This is a genomic window from Lentisphaera araneosa HTCC2155, from assembly GCF_000170755.1.
Taxonomy (GTDB): domain Bacteria; phylum Verrucomicrobiota; class Lentisphaeria; order Lentisphaerales; family Lentisphaeraceae; genus Lentisphaera; species Lentisphaera araneosa.
In genome coordinates, this window is record NZ_ABCK01000013.1 from 42948 (window position 1) to 63904 (window position 20957).

At 33.6% G+C, this 20957-nt stretch carries 21 protein-coding genes; 4 read left to right on the forward strand and 17 right to left on the reverse strand.

The window, feature by feature from the left end; translation table 11 throughout:
- Nucleotides 1-38 precede the first annotated feature (38 nt).
- The 15 genes from LNTAR_RS13795 to LNTAR_RS13875 form a co-directional block, all read right to left on the reverse strand.
- Nucleotides 39-434: a hypothetical protein gene (locus LNTAR_RS13795; protein WP_007279330.1), complete on the reverse strand. Its 396-nt coding sequence runs from the start codon at nt 432-434 to the stop codon at nt 39-41.
- A 70-nt stretch (nt 435-504) separates the two neighbouring features.
- The gene (locus LNTAR_RS13800) at nt 505-1374 is read right to left on the reverse strand and encodes a hypothetical protein (RefSeq protein ID WP_007279331.1); all 870 of its coding nucleotides are present in this window, start codon (nt 1372-1374) and stop codon (nt 505-507) included.
- A gap of 336 nt (nt 1375-1710) precedes the next feature.
- Nucleotides 1711-2193, reverse strand: a complete 483-nt coding sequence (locus tag LNTAR_RS13805; protein ID WP_007279332.1) for a hypothetical protein — start codon at nt 2191-2193, stop codon at nt 1711-1713.
- A gap of 619 nt (nt 2194-2812) precedes the next feature.
- Nucleotides 2813-3169, reverse strand: a complete 357-nt coding sequence (locus LNTAR_RS13810; RefSeq protein WP_007279333.1) for a hypothetical protein — start codon at nt 3167-3169, stop codon at nt 2813-2815.
- A gap of 706 nt (nt 3170-3875) precedes the next feature.
- Nucleotides 3876-4199 carry a hypothetical protein gene (locus tag LNTAR_RS13820; RefSeq protein ID WP_007279335.1) on the reverse strand — a complete coding sequence of 108 codons (324 nt, stop codon included), beginning with the start codon at nt 4197-4199 and terminating at the stop codon, nt 3876-3878.
- A 158-nt stretch (nt 4200-4357) separates the two neighbouring features.
- Nucleotides 4358-4759: a hypothetical protein gene (locus LNTAR_RS13825; protein ID WP_007279336.1), complete on the reverse strand. Its 402-nt coding sequence runs from the start codon at nt 4757-4759 to the stop codon at nt 4358-4360.
- A 410-nt stretch (nt 4760-5169) separates the two neighbouring features.
- Nucleotides 5170-5592, reverse strand: coding sequence for a hypothetical protein (locus tag LNTAR_RS13830; RefSeq protein WP_007279337.1), 423 nt, complete (start codon nt 5590-5592; stop codon nt 5170-5172).
- Between the two features lie 139 nt (nt 5593-5731).
- The gene (locus LNTAR_RS13835) at nt 5732-6157 is read right to left on the reverse strand and encodes a hypothetical protein (protein ID WP_007279338.1); all 426 of its coding nucleotides are present in this window, start codon (nt 6155-6157) and stop codon (nt 5732-5734) included.
- Nucleotides 6158-6478: 321 nt separating this feature from the next.
- Nucleotides 6479-6955, reverse strand: coding sequence for a hypothetical protein (locus LNTAR_RS13840; RefSeq protein ID WP_007279339.1), 477 nt, complete (start codon nt 6953-6955; stop codon nt 6479-6481).
- Nucleotides 6956-8000: 1045 nt separating this feature from the next.
- Nucleotides 8001-8366 carry a hypothetical protein gene (locus tag LNTAR_RS13845; RefSeq protein ID WP_007279340.1) on the reverse strand — a complete coding sequence of 122 codons (366 nt, stop codon included), beginning with the start codon at nt 8364-8366 and terminating at the stop codon, nt 8001-8003.
- A 330-nt stretch (nt 8367-8696) separates the two neighbouring features.
- The gene (locus LNTAR_RS13850; protein WP_007278980.1) at nt 8697-9344 is read right to left on the reverse strand and encodes a hypothetical protein; all 648 of its coding nucleotides are present in this window, start codon (nt 9342-9344) and stop codon (nt 8697-8699) included.
- Nucleotides 9345-9663: 319 nt separating this feature from the next.
- A complete protein-coding gene (locus LNTAR_RS13855) occupies nt 9664-10161 on the reverse strand; it encodes a hypothetical protein (protein WP_007279341.1) in 498 nt (165 codons plus the stop codon).
- Nucleotides 10162-10563: 402 nt separating this feature from the next.
- A complete protein-coding gene (locus LNTAR_RS13860) occupies nt 10564-11070 on the reverse strand; it encodes a DUF2262 domain-containing protein (RefSeq protein WP_007279342.1) in 507 nt (168 codons plus the stop codon).
- 1166 nt (nt 11071-12236) lie between these two features.
- Nucleotides 12237-12455 carry a hypothetical protein gene (locus LNTAR_RS13870; protein ID WP_007278963.1) on the reverse strand — a complete coding sequence of 73 codons (219 nt, stop codon included), beginning with the start codon at nt 12453-12455 and terminating at the stop codon, nt 12237-12239.
- On the reverse strand, nt 12448-13617 hold the full coding sequence (locus LNTAR_RS13875) for an IS91 family transposase (protein ID WP_052607318.1): 1170 nt from the start codon (nt 13615-13617) through the stop codon (nt 12448-12450). The genes LNTAR_RS13870 and LNTAR_RS13875 overlap by 8 nt, the downstream gene beginning before the upstream one ends.
- 479 nt (nt 13618-14096) lie before the next feature.
- On the opposite strand from LNTAR_RS13875, the gene LNTAR_RS13880 reads away from it, so the two are divergent.
- The gene (locus LNTAR_RS13880; protein WP_337998506.1) at nt 14097-15374 is read left to right on the forward strand and encodes an integron integrase; all 1278 of its coding nucleotides are present in this window, start codon (nt 14097-14099) and stop codon (nt 15372-15374) included.
- Between the two features lie 477 nt (nt 15375-15851).
- On the opposite strand, the gene LNTAR_RS13885 is transcribed toward LNTAR_RS13880, so the two are convergent.
- On the reverse strand, nt 15852-16529 hold the full coding sequence (locus LNTAR_RS13885; protein ID WP_007279344.1) for an SOS response-associated peptidase: 678 nt from the start codon (nt 16527-16529) through the stop codon (nt 15852-15854).
- Between the two features lie 300 nt (nt 16530-16829).
- Nucleotides 16830-17558, reverse strand: a complete 729-nt coding sequence (locus LNTAR_RS13890) for a type II secretion system protein (protein WP_007279345.1) — start codon at nt 17556-17558, stop codon at nt 16830-16832.
- 180 nt (nt 17559-17738) lie between these two features.
- Between LNTAR_RS13890 and LNTAR_RS13895 the strand changes: the two genes are divergently transcribed.
- The 3 genes from LNTAR_RS13895 to LNTAR_RS13905 all read left to right on the forward strand — a co-directional run bounded on the left by LNTAR_RS13895 (nt 17739) and on the right by LNTAR_RS13905 (nt 20955).
- A complete protein-coding gene (locus LNTAR_RS13895; protein WP_007279346.1) occupies nt 17739-18158 on the forward strand; it encodes a hypothetical protein in 420 nt (139 codons plus the stop codon).
- 143 nt (nt 18159-18301) lie between these two features.
- The gene (locus tag LNTAR_RS13900) at nt 18302-18907 is read left to right on the forward strand and encodes an RNA polymerase sigma factor (RefSeq protein WP_007279347.1); all 606 of its coding nucleotides are present in this window, start codon (nt 18302-18304) and stop codon (nt 18905-18907) included.
- Nucleotides 18908-18909: 2 nt separating this feature from the next.
- The gene (locus LNTAR_RS13905; RefSeq protein ID WP_007279348.1) at nt 18910-20955 is read left to right on the forward strand and encodes a protein kinase domain-containing protein; all 2046 of its coding nucleotides are present in this window, start codon (nt 18910-18912) and stop codon (nt 20953-20955) included.
- Nucleotides 20956-20957: the final 2 nt, after the last annotated feature.

Here is a 20957-nt window from a genome sequence, read left to right on the forward strand (position 1 = left end):
GATGCTCGAGGAACGAGAGTATTCACTGCGACCCTTTGTTAGTCTTTTTCTTTATAGATTGTGTATTTAGGTAATTTAGAATGTGAGAATTCAAAATACATATTTTCCCAATTTATGTATCCATTTTCAACTTTTATATCAAATGTTATGGGTACACCAATACTCATATCGTGATTAAAGAAGTAAAAACCTAACAATTGGTCTGGTCTATTTGGTAAAAATACCATTTCTTCATCAATACTGAATGAGAACCATTTTTCATTATGTTTTATAAAATAATTATCACTTTTAAATAATTGTCTATAAACGGTAATATTTGGTTCTTTCGAGAAATATGAGTTCGTTTTGATAAGTGGATTTTTCAAACCAAATACAAGAACGAGTCCAAATAATGAAATTATAACTGGTGCAATATATTTTTTGATTTTATTCATGACTAACGTCTGGATTGAGTTGGATTCGAGGAACGAGAATCTCAACTCCGATCCTTGGTTAGACATGGGTTTATTTTTGGATTATCACTGGAGTAGATGAGGTTTTTATTTTGAGTTTCTTTAAGAACTGTCTGATTTTTTGAGAGTAAACCAGTTTACTATAATAAATAGTTTCTCCAAAAGTTTCACAACTTCTTGCTACATCTTGTGTTCCGATAAAATTATCTAAGTTTTTGTAATTAAGTTGTGGGTTAATTTTATACCCGTCAATGATTGTTGGATGAGTGTTTTTCTTTTTATTATATGGATTTGTAAATATTTTTGTTCTGTGATTAACTGGTGGTAATAGACAATCACTCCATATGAGAAATAATTGTTCAATTTCCTTGGGCCACAGACCGTTGTCCAGTGTGGTACTTAATGGTATGAGTTTTAACCCATTAAAATTTTCTTTCTCGATTGCTTCCTTGATAGATCCCCTGACTGTGATTAGATGCCAAAGATTACAAACTGAAATACACTCTTGCTTACTTCTCTTAATAGGACCTTTTATATTAACGTTAAAACCTACCGGTGATTCTAGATCAGGACTAATATCAAGTGTGCATGGTTTATTCAATTTTAATTGAACAAATTCAGAGTTGTCTGAATCTTTTTCATCAAACTCTAATAGATCATTTACGGAAATTTGAATAGGTCTTTCGGAACTATCTTTGGGTACATCTAATCCATATTCTCTAGCGTCATTTAAAAAATCGACTAAATCTTGATCATCTGGATCACCTTCTAAATATAGAGCTTTTTGGTATTTTATATATTTCTTATATTTAGCAGCCAGCTTCTCAAAGATTTCTTCAGGTACATCCTGATTATTAGGTCGTCCAAGTGTTCTGTGCTCTGAATGTTGTTTTGAGGCTCTGATTCTTCGAATAGTTTTCATTTTATTTATTGTCTAACGTCTAAACTGAGTTCGTACTTTCTATCTAAATTGTGACTCACAACGAAAGTATCAACTCCAGTTTCTTGTTAGTATTTTTTCTTTTTCTTGTTTTTTATTTAAAAATTCTGATCATTATCAGATCATTATTTCTGATTCAATTTAGCTCTAAAATTATAGGTTCAGATAATTCTAAATTCGTGCATCCGCGATTCTGGGATAATCGTTTCTATCATCTAATTTTATTATATACTAACGTCCAGGATGATTTGTACTTTCTATCTAAATTGTGACTCACAACGAAAGTATCAGATCGATCCGTTTGTTAGATTTAGTTTTCTATTTTGGATCTTCTAAGGTGAAATACCATTTATTGTTTTCTTTAAATATAGCAAATTTAATACTCAAATTTGTTTGATTTTCAGTCTCTAATTTAAAGTTTATTTGATGAAAATAACTTGGTTTATTAAAGTGTTTTGGTTCTCCAAAAATTTTTATAAATTCTTTTTCTTTTTCATCATTTATAAATTCATCATATGTCCATAATTTATATGAAACAACTTCCTTATTTTTAAAGTGATTTAAGAACTTTATTAATTTAGGAGTTAATTCATCTAAGTCGATTTTTGATTTATCTACATAGCAATAAGACAATAATTGTTTATGATCTCCATTTGACTGAATTTGTTTAGAAATTTCAATTAATTCTTCAAGAGAGTTGGCCCCAATACTGGTAGGTATATTGGGGTCTGTAGCTTTATTTTCATTACATGAAATAAGTAATGTAAGTACTATAAATATTTGTATGATTTTCATATTCATTTATTAATCTAACGTCTAAACTGAGTTCGTACTTTCTATCTAAATTGTGACTCACAACGAAAGTATCAACTCCAGTTTCTTGTTAGTATTTTTTCTAATTATTGTTTTTTTATTTATAAAATTCTATTATTTGAGATAATTAATTCAGATTTAATTTTGCTCTAAAATCATAGGTTCAGATAATTCTAACTTCGTGCATCTGCGATTTATGAGATAATCGTTTCTATCATCTAAATTTATTATATACTAACGTCTGAACTGAGTAGTACTTTCTATTTAAAATTTGACTCGAAACGAAAGTATCTACTCCAGTGATTTGTTATGTATTAGTCTCTTTATTTTTTTATAAGTGTTGATTCAATATTTGCGGATATAAAATCTATTTAATTGTGGATAAAATCTACTTCGTTTGATAATACCTTGATAAGATACAGTCTAGTTTTCCTGGGTTAGCAGTATGACCTCCCAGATTATTTGATAAAACTTCTTAGTTGAACATTTGGTTTGGAAACTTGTTTACGTTTGTTGTGATAATTACTAGCCAAATTCTGTGTTCATTTTTCGTTTTTTATTTTCCTACATAACGACCTAGATCACCTGTGCTCGAGGTACGAGAGTATCAGGTGGATCTAATGGTTATAAGATTTTTTGTTTTTCGATATAAACTTGGTATTTCATCTTGAGTTGATCTCCATACAATTCCAAAATCTATTTTTTCATGATTTAGAGCAAGTACTTCACCAAATTTAATGAGTCTTTCTAATTCTTCTTTTTCCAGTATTTGAATAATGAGATCTTTATTTACTTTTTTTAAATTAGATACCGAATTTGCTAATAAAATTATCTGTTTTGTTAGATCAGTTCTTAATGGCTTATTTCTTCGTATTTTATATTCTCTCATGTCTTCAACCAATGAGAAAACTGACTCACATATTGTGATCAATTCATTTAATTTTGTTCTTTCAAATGGAGTCATTTTTTATTCACTTATAACGTCGAGGATGATCTGTGCTTTCTATCTAAAATTTGACTCATAACGAAAGTATCAGATCGATCCGTTTGTTAGGTGATTGTGATTTAATTGATTGATGTCCAAATAAGAATTACAGATGTGATAAAAAGAAGCCATAATCCAATGAGAACATTTGATGTGAGAACAAAATAATAGAATTTAGATTTCTGTTTTTTGTTTTTTATGATGAAGTAAGTACCTACAAAAAAAGATATGATACAAGCCAATAATTGTGACTTATGAAATACTGATTGTTTAATACTGATAATTTGATTTTCAGATAAAAAAATCATTGGTATGCAGCCAAGTATGAAGGAGTTTAGTACAATGATGATTTTATTCATTTTTATTACAACCTAACGTCTAAGCTGAGGGAGATTTGAGCCTAAGCGAAAATCTTCCTTCCAGCTTTTGGTTCTGTATTTGTTTCTTTTCATTTTTTTATTTCTATAAGACTATTGCTGACTTCGCATAATTCTAAATTGAGGATTCGACTTTTGCTCTAGAATTTTCAGGTTCAGATAAGATTAAATATGTGCATCCGCGATTCATTGGATCGTCGTTTCTTTCATTATTATTTATTCCTACAGAACGTCTAAACTGAGTTCGTACTTTCTATCTAAATTGTGACTCACAACGAAAGTATCAACTCCAGTTTCTTGTTATGCTTTTATTGATTCAATTTCTTCTTTAGTTCATTAAAGCTTTGTTGCATCATAGAATCTTTATTAGACGTGGTGATTGCTGATGTTAAAAAAAATAATGTAAAAATACCTGGAATGATTGACCATCCGAATCCAAATTTACTTAAAACAAAATAGCTCACAATTCCTAAGATTAATGTTAGTGTTCCGAATGTTCCCATTACGCCTTTGTTTGCTTTGGTATGCAAATTAACTCTTTCTTCTACACAATAATATAATGATTCATCATTATTATTTTTTGCTTCATTTATCAAATTTAAAGTTTGTTGTTCATAATTAGTCCACTGCATATTAACTCCTTGTTTAATAATTTTTACTTGCCCATCATTAAGTATGACTGAGTAAGTAATTATTATAATTGATAATGGATTTATTTTTAATTTTATTTATATAAGTTTAATTAATGGAGAGATTGGTAGTTGACTTTTATTGAGCTCAATTGATTCAACTAATGATCATCGTTTTGGATGTTGATACCCGTTGCTTTTTCAAATTTATCTATATCCATAATACTTGCATTGTTTTTAATGTAGTCGTTAATGTTATTTTGATTTGCTCCCAATTGGCTTAAGCCTTTTAGAAATACAATCCCTACTCCAATACAGTATGGAATAATTTGATTTGGAAACCATGTGAGTACTCCAAAGCTAAAACCTGTAAATATACCGGTGAGGACAATTAGAGAAAAGAAGTATACCCCTAAAGGAGAAGTCGTTTTAAAAACGTTTGCCGCCTTCAACTTAAGTGTAAAGGGGATACCAAAAAAAAGAACAATCATTGGTTGGATAAGAAAGAATGAACCTATAAATATACCTGCAGTCCATGCGATGATGAAAAATATAAAAGACATTGTTTTAATTCCTTTTTGTTTAATTATTACTGCATAACGTCCTAGATCACCTGTGCTCGAGGTACGAGAGTATCAGGTGGATCTAATGGTTCTGTGTTTTATTTCTGTTCAATTTTTTGATAATAGTGTAATTATAATGGAACTAGTTATCATGAAAAAACCCGTTATTTGAATTGTTTTTTCTTTCCATAACCAATTATTTCTGTCTACTTTCATTCCAAACAGTGAGTACCACTTGGAGTATATATTAATAACTATTACTGGCTTAATTATGAATAATAAGCTAGGGATGATTATGATTAATAGAGGAATGAATTTCATTTATTTATTATTACCACAGAACGTCTAAGCTGAGGGAGATTTGAGCCTTAGCGAAAATCTTCCTTCCAGCTTTTTGTTCTGTATGCTTCTTATTTGAATCGCTCTTTATTAGATTCGATCCACTTTAATAAAAGTTTATGATCATCATCTGACCATTTTTCCCAATCTTCAGAGTCGTTGTAATTTTCAGTTTCTATCCAACCATCTTCATCTATTTCTACTTTGGTTAAAGATCCCTTTAGAACTTCGTAGTTTGGAGAGTTAATTGTCTGTAGAGTTCTTAAAGCTTGCTCAACCATAAATAACTCTTCCATATGATCTAAATATGTACTTATTCCGTTTGGTCCTATGTGAGATTTAAGATGATGAAGGTCATGTGCTAATCCTTGAATTACCCCACTATTTGTGAAGTTCAATTTATATTCATAACTCAAATCATTACACATTGAATAATCGTCATATTCATGTGTTAATACTTCTTCTACAGAATTTAATTCTACTGTTTTACTCATTAGGTATTCTCCTTTTTATTTTATTACAGAACGTTGAGGATGAGCTTGTACCCGTTTGGCGTGAAACATGTTTCACGTTTTAAGAGATGATACCTTAACATGTTTCATGACATACATAGGTATCAGCTCGATCCGTTGGTTAGCTTTTTTCTTTCATTCTGTCAAATTTGCTGATTCTTGGACGATTTTCTTCTTTAATGACTAATTGATTATTTACTATTTTTAGAATGATTTTAGTAGGTTTTTTATCGTTATATTCAATGACAGTTTTGTTGTCTGAAGATTCTACAATTGTATATTTAAACTGATTAGATTTACCCATGACTTCAATTGTAATAGTCTCATTATCAAACGATATAATAGTACTTTCTGAAATTAGTTTTGTGTTTTTGATAATATCTTTTTTTATTTCCTCATTAACTATTTCAGGTGTTTTAAGTTGTTGTTCATCTTGCTGTACTGCGTGTTCAACATTCATTTTCCAATGCCCTAGATAAGTGTCTTTTGGTGTTTGAGAAAGACATGATGCTAAAAATAGTACAAATAGTGAGAGTGAAAATTTCATTTCGTTTTTCCTGTTTTATATATAGCTAACGTCTAAACTGAGTTCGTACTTTCTATCTAAATTGTGACTCACAACGAAAGTATCAACTCCAGTTTCTTGTTAGTATTTTTTCTTTTTCTTGTTTTTTATTTAAAAATTCTGATCATTATCGGATCATTATTTCTGATTCAATTTAGCTCTAAAATTATAGGTTCAGATAATTCTAAATTCGTGCATCCGCGATTCTGGGATAATCGTTTCTATCATCTAAATTTATTATATACTAACGACCGAGATCAGGGATTTCTGAGCGAAGCGAAGAAATTCCTCTGCAGCTCATGGTTAGAGTTGGTTTTTTATTGTGTATTCCATTAATTCGTCTAGTGAAAGTTGGTGTTCAATTTTCTTTTGTATTGTGCCATTAAAATCATGATTACCTTCAACTAGAGTACTTAAATCATATTTGATTGGGAAAATATCATCTATATCCATATTCATTTTTTTACTTAATTCTAAAGCATCATTTTCTTCGTATTCTGCATCAAAGTATCTATGTAATTCAATCCATTTATTATTGACTTCAAAGTAGATTGAAATCATATGTTTGTTATAGGCTGTGTTACAAACATCAAAGTTTAGAATCATTGTCTTGATTGTTATACCACAGGACAATGTGACATTGGTGCCAAATACTCTGTTTTCTCGATTATTATATGGTGATTTTTTTAGTGGTGTAAGATCACAACCATTTTTCAAGAACTCCCACACTGGGAATTTCTCGAAGTCAGATGGTTTTAATTTATTAAAGTGTTTTTTCATTTTTTATGATACTCTAACGACCTGAATGAGCTGTACTAGATTGGTGTGAAAAATGCTTCGCATTTTGAGTGCCAAGCTTTAGTATCAGTTCCATTTATTGGTTCTACGTTTCTTTTTAATTGTTTTATTTCTGTTTTCTATAAAAGTGCTATTTGGCGAAAAAAATTTCCTTTTTTTTATAAAATTGAATTTCATAAAAAAAATCGATCTCTATCGAGATCTGAATTCGCTCACAACTGAATAACTAAAAAACGTTATTAAGCTTGTTCGAGTTCTTTGAGTCAGATAAAAAATCTATTATCAGAATAAATCTGATAACCATCCACTAGTTGATTCAATATTATTGTTGACCGTAGAACGTCTGAGTTTACCTGTATTCGAGGTACGAGAATATCAGGTGCGACTCTTTGTTAGTATTTTGTCTATATTTGAGTTCATATTAATTTATAAAATTCTATCATTTGAGATAATTATTTCTATTCTTGTTTTTGCTCTAAAATTATCTCAATTCTGATCAATCTTATTTCGTGCATCTGCGATTTATTGACTGTCATTTCTATCATGTTTTTGATCAAGAATTATCTTGGTTTAGATATGAGTTCTAAATATGTGCATCTGCGATTTATTGACTATCGTTTCTATCATTAAATTTATTATATACTAACGTCTGAACTGAGTAGTACTTTCTATTTAAAATTTGACTCCAAACGAAAGTATCTACTCCAGTGATTTGTTAGATCTTTTCTCTTTTATTGTTGATAATTAGACTTATTTTTCTTTTTATTTGCTGACTTCGCATCTACTAGGAATTGTGATTGATGCATAGTTTGCGTTCACTTTTGGTGAATTGCTGAGATCGCATTTACTCAGCTTAATTCTGTGATTTGCTAAGTAGATGGCGTATTAAGACAAAATATATTTTAAATTTTATTCTGATCTAACGTCGAGGATGAGCTGTACCAGATTGGCGTGAAAAATGCTTCGCATTTTGAGTGCCAAGCTAAGGTATCAGTTCGATCCGTTTGTTATGAGTTTGGTTTCTGATTCAGTTTTTTAACTGTGATTCAAGTTCTTTTATGAATTTATCTGGATCACTAGAAATTTTAAATTTCACTTCGTCTTTATTTAAAAGCTCTTTTTGCCTTTTTTGGAATTCGATTAATAAATTAACTTGATTGACTATCTCGTCATTTTGGATATTTAATTTTTCAAAACTTTTTAAAAGTTGTTCACCAGTATCTATTGATTTAAGAATGGAAATTTCGTAAGTTTTGTATATATCAAATTTTTGCTTAAAAAGCTCAATCTTGTGGTTGTTTTCTTTCGCTCTAGAATCTTTGCTATTTTTATTCATAACAAATAAAAGTAGTAAGTTACAAATTATTGAAAGAGCTAAAAATGTGTTTTTCATAAGTTCCTTTTTTTATCTCATAACGTCTAAACTGAGTTCGTACTTTCTATCTAAAATTTGACTCATAACGAAAGTATCAACTCCAGTTTCTTGTTAGTATTTTGTCTTTTTCTTGTTTTTTATTTCAAAATTCTGATCATTATCAGATCATTATTTCGGATTCAATTTAGCTCTAAAATCATAGGTTCAGATAATTCTAAATTCGTGCATCCGCGATTCTGGGATTCTCGTTTCTATCATCTAAATTTATTATATACTAACGTCTAAACTGAGTTCGTACTTTCTATCTAAAATTTGATTCACAACGAAAGTATCAACTCCAGTTTCTTGTTATGTGCTTTTCTTAATATAGTCGTGTGATTCTTTGAGAGATAAGTTCAATTTTTCTTTGCATAATTTAAGAGCATTTAAAGTGTCTCCTGATTCTACTAATTGTTTAATTTCAGGATCCATTTCATTTTGTATACTAGATTTATGATCATTGGTCCAAAATTTAAGGATGTTATCTATTGTTTCTTCTGGATTATCATCTTTAAACGTAAATGTATTTTCACTTATATATTTTGCATGTTCATGCATGAACATGCCATGTTCAAAAAGGTCATTAGTTAACTTTATAACTATTGCAGGACTGTATTTAGGGTCGTTAATCTTACCTCCTGTTTGTATTTGGCCTTTGGATATGTCAGCTATTTGTTCCCAAGTGAAAAATTGTTTATTCTTACCAATATTTATTCCCTTATAATTACACGACATAAAATGATAAGGTTTTATAAAAATTTTAATTCCATTTAATATACCAAACAGACAAAATAGAAGTATGAAATTTTCTATTATAAAATAGTCTGAAATTTTTTGAATTTCACTGTTTTTTTCTATCAGTTCTCCATCGTGTGTTAATGGGCCCAAAAATATGGTTGCAACTATAATTGGAATCCAACCTCTAGTTCTATTTTCGTGTTTTATGAGTGTATACATTGTTTATTTGTTGTCACATAACGTCTAAACTGAGTTCGTACTTTCTATCTAAAATTTGATTCACAACGAAAGTATCAACTCCAGTTTCTGGTTAGTATTTTTTTTCTATTTCTTGTTTTTTATTTAAAACTTCAGATTCAATTTGTTCTAACAAATTCTTGGTTCAGATAATTCTAAATTCATGCATCCGCGATTTATTGGATAATCGTTTCTACCATTAAAATTTATTCTATACTAACGTCTGAACTGAGTAGTACTTTCTATTTAAATTTTGACTCCAAACGAAAGTATCTACTCCAGTGATTTGTTAGGTGTGTTTCTACCCAATAATTGTTTTTATTATTTTAGTTTTAGAATTAAACCTTTTAGTTATCGATTCCATTGTTTCTTCAAGGTTTAAAAAACTTTCTTTAGATCCAATTATATATCTCTTATTTTCTGTGTTAGAAATTATTAATGTGGGATAAATATTGATATGGTTTTTACGATAATGATTGAGATTTATGATATAAACTAGATTGGGTTTACCAATTAGTTGAGGTTTTATCAAATGATGAAAATATGATTGTTTATAAAGATTATTTTCTTTTTCAATTATCCTGAAAGGTAGAACTGCATATGATAAGCTAAAATAAGAAATACCTAAGGGAATGAGTGACCATATAAACAAAAAAGTTAACAAACCTAGATGAAACTCTTCAATGTTTTCTTCAGACAGAATTTTCAAAGGTATGAATAAAAAAAGTAGAGCAATTATAGAAAAAAATAAATATCCTATTCTTAATTTCTTCTTTCTTAATATTTTAATTTCATTCATTTATTATTGATCACCTAACGTCTGAACTGAGTAGTACTTTCTATTTAAAATTTGACTCCAAACGAAAGTATCTACTCCAGTGATTTGTTAGATCTTTTCTCTTTTATTGTTGATAATTAGACTTTTATTTTTTTTCATTTGCTGATTCCGCATATACTTGGAATCGTATTTGATGCACAATTTGCGTTCACTTTTGGTGAATTGCTGACTTCGCATTTACTCAGCTTAATTCTGTGATTCCAAGAATAAAGTGAGTCGCTAAGTAGATGACGTAATAAGATAAAATATATTTAAAATTTATTCTGATCTAACGCTGAGGATGAGCTGTGATCTTAGTACGGATCGGAGTGATGAGTTTCGCGTAGCGAAACCATCAGTTCGATCCGTTGGTTATGAGTTGAATTATAGTCCTACATATTTTATTGTTTTATTTATATCCATATGCGCTATCAAACTGTGATCTGTAAATAAATCACCTTTTGCTTTGATATAGATATTTACTGGTTCTGAAAAGTCATCATCTTCATCATGATCAAAAGCAATATCAAAAATACTTAACCTTTCAATGAATTCACTTTTTGATAAAATAGGTGAGTCTTTTGTAGTTATTTCTGCATCAAGACTTGTCTGATCACCTGTCCATTCATACTCGGGTATTCCATTAATAAATACATCAACACTTCTCCAATCATCATTATAAATATCGAGCATTTCATCAGCGACTTTTGCATAAATGACATCTTTATTTTGAAGAATATAATCAATGATTTCTGTAGATTGTTCAAATGAATATTCTTTAATAAATGTCTCAGATACACTTATATCTTCATTTGGTCTTTTGGTTTCAAACCATTTGTAGCTTTTTGAGTACTTAAATGTACCGTGTTTAGTTTCTATCGTCTGTTTCATTTTATTTTCTCATAACGTCTAAACTGAGTTTGTACTTTCTATCTAAATTGTGACTCACAACGAAAGTATCAACTCCAGTTTCTTGTTATATGTCTTTCGATTTCTTATTTGATTTTGTTACTAAGATTATGAATAAAATGATTAATGCATAGACCGAATTGGATAGGGCTATTTCAAAGATTCCATATGAACTTTTTTTCGCTATACTATGCATTACTTCTAAAGTAGTTGTTTCTGAATGGATATGATCAAACCTTCTAGTTATTGCAATACAAGATAAAAAATTGTACCCAATTATCCAAAGTGTTCCAAGGAGTGAAATTACTTTTAAATATTTATTCATTTGTATCCATATAACGTCTGAACTGAGTAGTACTTTCTATTTGAATTTTGACTCCAAACGAAAGTATCTACTCCAGTGATTTGTTAGATTTTGTGTTTTTTTTTAATTGCTGATAATTAGATTTATTTTGATTCAAATTCTGATTCGATTAATTGCTGATTCCGCATTTACTCGGAATCATATTTGATGCACTGTTTGCGTTTATTTCTGGTAAATTGCTGACTTCGCATTTACACAGATTAAGACTGTGTGTTATAGATTGTGTTTAAAAACATGACTCTGAGCTTAGTGATACTTGCGTTGTAGATGACGTATTTAGACAAAATATATTTTTAATTTTATTACAATCTAACGACCTAGATCACCTGTACTCTGATGGCATGAAAAATGCTCCGCATTTTGAGTGCCAGAGGAAAGTATCAGGTGGATCTAATGGTTAGTCTTTTGTTTTTTTCTAATTTTTGATTCAATTAATTGCTGAGTTTGCATATACTCGGAATAATTATTGAGGAATGAATTGCGTTTAATTCTGGTGAAATGCTAATTCCGCATTTACTCAGATTAAAACTGTGGTTCATAGATTCGTTTATTCACTTTGATGAGGTTGATTTATATTTCGTAGTTTCTTGAATTGATTGGGTAATTATTGAGACTTTGGAGGTTTGTATTTTTGGTGCGTTTTACCACGAAATATTTTTTCTTTTTATTCTAGACTAACGTTCGAGTTGAGCTGTGTTCGAGCCTAAGCGAGAACCTCAGTTCCAACGATTTGTTGTACTTTATTTCAATTATTGATGATCCCATATTTCCTTTCCCTATGGTGCTAAACTAACTGTTTTTGTTTTGTTGAACAAGTTAATATGGGTGTAGTTGATGCTGTGATCAGGTGCTTTTTACTGTCTAGGCGGGCTTCGAAACTATGTGGCTCTAAATTTTCATCTATTAGAGGCTTCATTACCTTATAAAGAGCTCTTTTTATCGACTTCGGCATCAAGTACTTCTTGTCAGGGATTGTTGACTCTCTGATTCGTTTCTTATGCATGTAACCTTCTCCCCTGATAGTGAAAGAGTATTGGAGGAGGTCTCTCATTCTGGATATCCTGGCCGCGTTTAAAATCACTGTAGCCACAGCAATCACAGACTTTGGGTTGCCAAGCATCTTCTTTGAATCGTTCGCTACCGGTGAATTCTTTGAGTAGTTCAGCAAAGAGTATCTTACAGTATTCCTTACTTGTGGTTCGTTGAGCTCCTGCAAAAAGGCCATAAAACCTTGATCTTCGAAATCCTTTGGGTAGTACATGCTGCATAAATCTTCTGATGAATTCCTGAGGTTTCATTCTGATATCTTTATGTCGAGGAATTCCTTTCTCGTCCAAATCTTTATAATCTTTGATATCAAAACTTATGAATGAATTTTCAACTGCTGTAATTCTACCATTAGCGATGGCACTTCGATAAACATAACGACTCAAGTATTCGACAACAACTTCAGCACCTGAAAAGGGTTTTTGAATATTCACGACCCAGGGTTTCTCTTCGATGATTTTATATATTTCAGGGAAGCCTTGCGCATTCACTAACTTCTTATGTTTGTTGAGATTTTTGAGTTTTCGGAGAAACCTTTTTTTGAATTCTTCTGAGGCTTCAAAAACGTCAAATAAGTAGTCGTTTCTTCCAGCTTTCCATGTCCCATCTTTTTTCATTCCCCCACTTGTGACCAGAATATGTACATGAGGGTGGAGACATAAATCTTGACCCCAAGTATGAAGTGTGGCGATAATTGCGGGAGTCGCATCATGATATTTTTGACTCAGATAAAGCAGTGTGTCTGCGGCAGTTCTGAAGAGTAAGTTATAAATCTCTCTTTGGTTAAATCTTGCTATCGGGTTCAGATCATGAGGCAGGGTGAAAATACTATGGAAATAAGATACGGGTAATAATTCATCTAATCGGTCTTTTAACCATCTTCTTCGGCGTATACCCTGACACATTGGACAGTTGGTGTTTCCGCATGAATTATAGACTGGCCGTTCATTTCCGCATTTACAGCATATTTCCTTATGTCCTCCAAGGTAGGCAGTTCGGCACATAGCTATATCTTGTAATGTTTTTCGTTGCTCTTTTTGCAATCCGTGTGTGGCTTCGTAAGCTTGACCAAATCGTCGAAAAACCTCTCCTACACTATGCTCTGTCCTTTGTTTCATACCTTTTACCTACCTTATTTAGGTAAATAATACATGTGAGCTTAGCTTACAATTCTTAGTATGTTTTTTTAATTGTTTTTTAGTACAACATGGTTTTATGAGCCTGTCGTTTTTTTCTGAAGGCTCGTGTTTTTGTGAAGTTTCATTGTTGTTAAATGTAGGGGTGGTTTAACTATTATAAACTTAAAACCTACTTTTTTATTTGTTGTGAGTATTTGTTATTGCTGTTAATAATGTCGTAAATCAGGGGTTATGTGACAGGTGAATAACTCGGTAGTTTTATTATTTAGAGTCAATATTTCAAGTTTTATTACTTTTTTGTAATGTCATATAATGTCGTAAATCAGGGGTTATGCATGTCATGAATAATACCGTTATTCGGGTATTATTTAATAATTAGGATCAAATTAAAGCTAGTAAATACTTGTGCTTATTGAGTTTTAGTTATTTAGTTCTTTAACGGAAAGCAAGAGGAATGAATGATGTCTAATATGCAAGTTTTCAAGGTGTTTTTACTTAATCAAAAAGGTGTCTATGAAAAGAACGTGGAGTATTATCTCAAGCGAGTCGTTCAGTATGGTATGTTCTGTAGAAGAAATGGTAGTGAACCTTATGATAAGGTGAGCCTAGATGCTTATTTACGGAGTTTGTTTGGGCGTGCTGAAGAGTGGCAAATTCAACAAGCGGAAGAAGCGGTGAAGTTTTATTGGTATTGGCGCTCGGAAGGAAAATCTGAATTAAATGTTTGGCAAAGTGATGAAGAAATTCGTGTAGAGAAGCTTTCAGTAGCTTTTGATGTAGAAAAAGTAGAGTATTTAAAAAAGTTTGAGGGAGCTTTGCGACTCCAGCAAAAATCTTTAAGAACGATAAGATCATATGTTTCTTGGGCGGAACGTTACTTGGCACATAGTGATAATAAATGTCAAGAAACAGAAAAAGTACGAGATTTCCTATCTTATTTAGCGCTGAGACATAATGTTGCGGCATCGACTCAGAATCAGGCCTTATGTGCTTTGGTGTCATTATTTAAATGTGTTTTCCAAAAGGACTTAGGGGATATTAGTGGAAGTTTACGCTCAAAAAAGAGTGAGCGCTTACCCGTCGTATTAGATGTTGAAGAAGTGAGGTCTTTGATTGATGTGACTCTCGGGCAGGAAAAATTAATGATGAAATTGATTTATGGAGGCGGATTAAGAAAAAATGAATGTCTGCGTTTAAGGATAAAAGATTTGGACTTCAAAAGGGGAGCACTGAACATACGAGCAGGTAAGGGGGATAAAGATCGACAAACTTTGTTAAGCCCAAAGTTAGAGGGTGAAGTTAACGCTCATATATGTGAAATAAAAAAACTTTATGATAAAGATCGAACTGAAGGGGTTGAAGGGGTTTACTTACCGAATGCCCTAGTGAGAAAATATCCATCAGCGAGTAAGGACTGGAACTGGTTTTGGTTGTTCCCGTCACCAGCATTGAGTATCGACCCCATGTGTAAAGTAAAAACTATTAGAAGACATCATTTATCTGGAACGGGATTGAGTCGTGTATTAAAAGAAAAATGTAAAGAAGTTGGAATTAAGAAACGGTGTACGGTGCATACTTTGAGGCATAGTTTTGCGACGCATTTGTTGGAGCGGGGAACTGACTTGCGGACGATCCAGGAATTGTTGGGGCATGAAGATATAAGTACGACGCAGATTTATACCCATGTGCTGAGTTTGAACCAATCGGGGACACGCAGCCCTTTGGATGATTTGTAGTTGAGGAATTAGGAATCAGGAATTAAAAATTAAAAATTAAAAGACAGGCAGGCTCCGCATCAAAAGTGGCCAAAGCACTTTTGTGTAAAAGGGGGATACTGTAATGTGTGAGTGACTCCTACCTCCAAGTAAATATCAATTACCTAATAGAATGTGACTTTGCGAACTTCGCAAAAGCAATGGAGTGCTGAGGACTAAGAAAAGATACAAGTTTCAAAGTGTTTAGTGCAAGGACTGCAGGATGGTATTCGTTTGCTGCTGTGTTATTTCGATTAGGGATATCTTTCGCTTGACAGCGGGTTGCGGCTGCCACCGCGGGCGGAAAAGGGTGAGGAAGTTTTTTCTAGAGTTGATGCCGAGCAGGGGCTCAGCGGTACGCTTGTGACGATAGGAGAATAGAAGGGAGATTATAATAAACATTTAGGTCCACGTGAACTACTGGCTCAAAAGATTGCTTTTGATCGCTATTTTAAAGCTTTAAAACAAGTCGACTTGAAAGCCCATGGGGTTTTGACTGGGTTCCATGAGGGACGGGAAGTTATTGTCGGGCTTGCCAACTTCGGGGGTGACTTGGTGATAATCGAGTTTGTGAACTGATCGGCCAATATAATCCTCTCGTTCAATGGAGCCTCGCAGCCAAGAGTCGGCATTATCCAATGAATAGATTAGTGGCATGCGATGATGAATGAATTCAATACGTCGATCGGCAGGGCGGGTAATGATGGCAAAGGTTTCGATCTCTGAGCCATTGGCAAGGAGTATGGTGTTCCAAATTCCGGCCATAAGTAATAATTGATCGGGCTGATATAAATAAAAGGGAACCTTGTTTTTATCCTGAGTTAACCATTCGTAATAGCCACTCGCAGGAATGAGGCAGGGCTGACGTTTTAGGTAGGATTTAAAAGCGGCTTTTTCGTGTAGGGTTTCCACACGAGCATTGATGTAGCCGGGGATCTCTTGAGATTCCCAAGGAGGGATGAGTCCCCAACGTTTTGCGTTCAGTTGCCAATTATAATCATCACTAGTCATAACTGGAAGCCAGCTACCTGGACAGGCATTATAAACTGGCCCTGCAGGATTTGGTCTCTCCCACATGGCTTGGAGTTCTTCTTCCAGCTGAGCAGCAGAAGCAGCTACGGCAAAACGACCACACATGATGTGTTCCTAGGTTTTTGCCTAAGCTTACTTTTATTGATGAATAAAAGCAAATAGGAATTATTACTTAACTAAAGTCCGGCAGGCTGCTAGCTTTATCCTGAGGACAAGTCGATAATATCTTCAATTGAATCATGATTAAACTCGTCAGTTTTTGGAAAAAATTGTAAGTTTCGTGGGGTGTCACTGCTATGGGTGTATGACGAGTTGAGTAATATATTTGCTCGAAGATTTCATTGTGACCTTAGGGATGAATTATGTGAGAAGTTATTCATTAAATAATTAGAGATTTGAGGGCACTTAATTATAATTTGCAGTATTTTTTCCTTGTATACGATGAACTTCGAAACCCTCTACATGACCATCAGTAATTAATACATTGGCTTTTTTATCACCTAAATGTCGAAAACGAGGGCCAGTGAATTGATCTATATCTATGAAAGGAGGATGATAATCTTCGGGGCCAACTGCAGCCGTATCGGGATCAAGATTACCCCACATACCTACCCAGGCCCAACCAGGAGAATCAAGAAAGGGATATGAAGTACCATAATTGTTCCAGTTTTTAGCATCTATCAGCATGAAAGCATCAGATGGGAATCTGAGTTCATTGTACCGAAGTAAGTCGCCGTATGAACGATTGCCATCACCATCTACTGAGCCAGTATCAACTTGGTGTTTCATAATAGGTTTATTCGAGCTGTAACTGCGTTCGAGGCCATTAAATTCGCTAAAAGTTGGACAATGATTCATTCCAGCTGAAGCCGTGTCTGAGTAATCTCTTTTAAACATAGCATCCCATGAAGTCCAAGTATTGTCATATGATGGGGGGATACCACCATTATTATCATCTGCAAAAATATGCGATAGTACGCCCCATTGTTTTAAGTTGTTTTTACAAGTAGCATCTCGTGCAGATTCACGAGCTCTTGCAAGCGTGGGAAGGAGGAGGGAAGCAAGAATTCCAATAATGGCAATAACCACAAGTACTTCGATAAGACTCAAGTTTCTTCTTTTTGGAGTAATCATTATTTCGACCTAGTTTAACTATCAATGTATCTATTATAGTACTAGTATGTTTTAATAGCAAGTCCTGGACTTATTTTTTTTTAAGTATGTATTGACCTATAAAAATAATTTTTGAAATTTTGTTAAGCTTGATTGGGATGACTTTGTTTCATTAATCAAACTCAAACCAAAGGATTGATCATGAACAAATATTTTCTCTTGACTCTAACACTTTTTCTTACTCAACTTCATGCCGCTGATTTCAGCAATAAAGCGGACTGGGCTCTTACCACTGAGGCGTGGAAAGCTTTTGTAAAAAAGGATCATGCGGAAGTTTTAGCCTATACAAATAAGTGTATTGAATTGTATGCGAAAAAAGCTGATAAGCACCAAGCGGCGATTTTGGCGGGCAATTTTGAAAATGAGCAGTCACAAGCGGTTAACTTTGTGGCGACCTGCATGCTTATTCAAGCTCAGTCATGTACTCAGCAAGGTGAAAAGGAAAAGGCTAAGGTACTCTATAAACAAATTATTGAAAAGTACCCTGCTGCAATTGTCAGTGATAAAAATGGCACTTGGAGTGTTCATAAAGCTGCGAAGAAAAAGCTCGGCGAACTCTAAGTAATTTTTGCACAGCTCTATAATGAGCTGTGCATTTTTTGATTTTCTTGTAAAGAAAATGGCACTTGTTGGAGGATAAGTCTGGAGTTGAGGGTGAGAAGGTTTTATACTGAAAGTATGTAAAACACTGTGGAGTTAAAATTATGTCAGAAGATCGCTATGTTACGAGTCAAACCTTATTGATGCGAGCAAAAAATCCTGATGATCACCAAGCTTGGAATGATTTTGTAGATTTTTATAAACGTTTTATATACCACATTCTCCATAAAATGAGTATTAATTTTAATGATTTTGACGACCTAGTTCAGGTCGTCTTGTTGCGTTTATGGGAGAGTCTAAAAAATTACGAAAAGCAGGACTGTAAATTCCGTTCTTGGTTGAGTCAAGTGACACGTAATACAGTCTTGAACTACCTCGATAAGCAACAGCGTCAGAATAAACGCCAAGAACAAATGGGCGAGCTTCAAGATATGCAGTTAAAACTTAATTCCTATGGTGATGGCGAACTGGAACGCATGATTGAAAATGAATGGCGAGCTTATGTAAGCACGATGGCCCTAGAAAATATTAAAAAGCTTTTTTCAGGTGTGGCAGTAGAGGCTTTTTTGATGAGTCAAAAAGAAGTGCCTGGAGATAAGATTGGGGAAGAACTTGGCATCAAAAAAGAATCAGCCTATGTTCTAATTTCGAGAGTGAAATCAAAATTTGTTGCCGAGATGAAACGTTTGATTCACGAAATGGAAATTTAACTTTGCCTGATGACGAAAAGCTTGATTTAGTTTACGGCCTTGAAGGTCTTTACGACCTTATGGAAGATGGCGAAGACGAATTGCAAAGTGAGCGTCCAGTTTGTGACGAACTCAAAGAAGTGACAAAACAATACGATGGGGAAGAGCACATTGCCGAAGGTGGCATGAAGCGCATTTATAAAGTTTTTGATAATAAACTTAAGCGTCATGTGGCGCTGGCTCGACTTCAAAATAATATGCCTCGCGCAGCGCACGATTCATTTATACGGGAAGCTCGTTTAACGGCTTTGCTTGAACACCCGGGGATTATTTCTGTCTATAATATTGGTATCGACGGCGAAGATATGCCTTTTTTTACCATGGAACTCAAAGTGGGTAAAAACTTAAATGAGATTGTTAGTGATTCATCAGGTACTTCACTTAATCATTTATTAGAGTCTTTTGTACGTGTTTGTGATGCTATTTCATATGCGCATTCAAAAAATGTTTTACACCTCGATATCAAACCCGATAATATCCAAATGGGTCAGTTTGGTGAAGTGAAAGTCTGCGATTGGGGATTAGGAAAGATTATTGGTGAGGAGGATGGCGCGGAATTTGATCAGCTCTTATTTAATCCAGATTTACTCAATAACATGACTTTGAGCGGTGAGATAAAGGGTACGCCTGGTTATATGGCACCTGAACAAATAAGAGGAGAGGACAAAACACAACAAACTGACATTTTTTCATTGGGCTGTGTGCTTTATTATATTTTGTGTGGGAAGCCTGCCTTTGCAGGAGGCGTCCAAGATATGCTAGCCAGAACTCTTGTGGGAGATTTTCTCGAGCCTTCTCTACGCAGTGATTTATGGTTGGTTCCAGAAAGTCTAAATGCAGTCGTTAATAAGGCGATGTCATCGGAAATTGATGGACGTTATAACTCGGTTGAAGAACTAAAAAATGAAGTGCACAATTATTTGGCAGGACGCTCCACTCATGCGGAAAAAGCGGGGCCTTTAAAAGAACTGAAGTTATTTTGGAAAAGGAACAAGACTTTATGTACATTGACTTCCTTGTTCGTTGTTATCTTAATTACTGGCGCAATCGTTTTTACTTTTCAACTGCAGCAGAAAAATACTGAGCTCAAAAAGGAAAGTGAGCGTGCCGAGCAGAGTCGGCTAGCCGCCGAAAAAGAAAAGGATCTAGCTCAAGCCGCACTCAAGAGAACTGAGAATGAACGCAGTTTGGTTAAGGCCTTGGTAGATAAGCGTAGCATTGATGTGGTGAAGGTTTACAACTTTACAGATCGAATGGTTTTCCATAATCCAAAATTGTATTTAAATCAGGCGCAGGGGCTCTTGGAGAAAATTGAACCCCTAGACAGCGAGTATGCCTGGGCAACTATGCAGTTAGGCTATGTACATTTTTTAAAGCAGCAATTTCGTGAAGCCAAAGCCTTGTTTGAAATAAGTGATAATGACCCAGAACTCCACGCACTAGCTTTGCGTTACACTCAAACTAGTCAGCCGGGACAACTTCTCGAAGTTTCAGTTTTACAGAATTTGCTGGATGACTTATTAGAAAATGAATATCGCTTGGCGGATGTCTTGAAAATAGTCCTTTATGACTCGACTCAAAGGGAAGATGCTGAGGAACGAGCTAGTTTGGCAAAGTTTCTTTTACAAAAGATTAATCTCGCATGGAATCAGCCAAGTATGATCTATGATGAGAAGGAGAAATCTCTAAAGCTTTCAGGTCAAGGTCTTGTTCGATTAGCAGTAGAAAGTAAACAACTCCATCAAACCGGGCCTTCGCCTGATCGACGCATATTTGTGACTGGTGGCTTAAGATTTCAAACATTAGACTTAAGTGAAAGTTCTTTTAAACACTTAGAGTTGCTAGAAGGTTTGAAATTGAAAGAATTGAATATCTGTCAAAGTGAAGTGCAAGATTTGAGCGCTTTGGAAAACTTTGATAAGTTAGAAATTTTACGTATTTCTAAGGGGGCTTTTAATCAGGAACAGCTTGCACTTATTCCTGATTATATTGAAGTGTTTGAGCAGTGAAA

What these genes read in the sequence shown, in the direction of transcription:
- LNTAR_RS13795 (WP_007279330.1), bottom strand. Translation starts at nt 434, where the DNA reads ATGAATAAAATCAAAAAATATATTGCACCAGTTATAATTTCATTATTT.
- LNTAR_RS13800 (WP_007279331.1), bottom strand. Translation starts at nt 1,374, where the DNA reads ATGAAAACTATTCGAAGAATCAGAGCCTCAAAACAACATTCAGAGCAC.
- LNTAR_RS13805 (WP_007279332.1), bottom strand. Translation starts at nt 2,193, where the DNA reads ATGAATATGAAAATCATACAAATATTTATAGTACTTACATTACTTATT.
- LNTAR_RS13810 (WP_007279333.1), bottom strand. Translation starts at nt 3,169, where the DNA reads ATGACTCCATTTGAAAGAACAAAATTAAATGAATTGATCACAATATGT.
- LNTAR_RS13820 (WP_007279335.1), bottom strand. Translation starts at nt 4,199, where the DNA reads ATGCAGTGGACTAATTATGAACAACAAACTTTAAATTTGATAAATGAA.
- LNTAR_RS13825 (WP_007279336.1), bottom strand. Translation starts at nt 4,759, where the DNA reads ATGTCTTTTATATTTTTCATCATCGCATGGACTGCAGGTATATTTATA.
- LNTAR_RS13830 (WP_007279337.1), bottom strand. Translation starts at nt 5,592, where the DNA reads ATGAGTAAAACAGTAGAATTAAATTCTGTAGAAGAAGTATTAACACAT.
- LNTAR_RS13835 (WP_007279338.1), bottom strand. Translation starts at nt 6,157, where the DNA reads ATGAAATTTTCACTCTCACTATTTGTACTATTTTTAGCATCATGTCTT.
- LNTAR_RS13840 (WP_007279339.1), bottom strand. Translation starts at nt 6,955, where the DNA reads ATGAAAAAACACTTTAATAAATTAAAACCATCTGACTTCGAGAAATTC.
- LNTAR_RS13845 (WP_007279340.1), bottom strand. Translation starts at nt 8,366, where the DNA reads ATGAAAAACACATTTTTAGCTCTTTCAATAATTTGTAACTTACTACTT.
- LNTAR_RS13850 (WP_007278980.1), bottom strand. Translation starts at nt 9,344, where the DNA reads ATGTATACACTCATAAAACACGAAAATAGAACTAGAGGTTGGATTCCA.
- LNTAR_RS13855 (WP_007279341.1), bottom strand. Translation starts at nt 10,161, where the DNA reads ATGAATGAAATTAAAATATTAAGAAAGAAGAAATTAAGAATAGGATAT.
- LNTAR_RS13860 (WP_007279342.1), bottom strand. Translation starts at nt 11,070, where the DNA reads ATGAAACAGACGATAGAAACTAAACACGGTACATTTAAGTACTCAAAA.
- LNTAR_RS13870 (WP_007278963.1), bottom strand. Translation starts at nt 12,455, where the DNA reads ATGCATAAGAAACGAATCAGAGAGTCAACAATCCCTGACAAGAAGTAC.
- LNTAR_RS13875 (WP_052607318.1), bottom strand. Translation starts at nt 13,617, where the DNA reads ATGAAACAAAGGACAGAGCATAGTGTAGGAGAGGTTTTTCGACGATTT.
- LNTAR_RS13880 (WP_337998506.1), top strand. Translation starts at nt 14,097, where the DNA reads ATGATGTCTAATATGCAAGTTTTCAAGGTGTTTTTACTTAATCAAAAA.
- LNTAR_RS13885 (WP_007279344.1), bottom strand. Translation starts at nt 16,529, where the DNA reads ATGTGTGGTCGTTTTGCCGTAGCTGCTTCTGCTGCTCAGCTGGAAGAA.
- LNTAR_RS13890 (WP_007279345.1), bottom strand. Translation starts at nt 17,558, where the DNA reads ATGATTACTCCAAAAAGAAGAAACTTGAGTCTTATCGAAGTACTTGTG.
- LNTAR_RS13895 (WP_007279346.1), top strand. Translation starts at nt 17,739, where the DNA reads ATGAACAAATATTTTCTCTTGACTCTAACACTTTTTCTTACTCAACTT.
- LNTAR_RS13900 (WP_007279347.1), top strand. Translation starts at nt 18,302, where the DNA reads ATGTCAGAAGATCGCTATGTTACGAGTCAAACCTTATTGATGCGAGCA.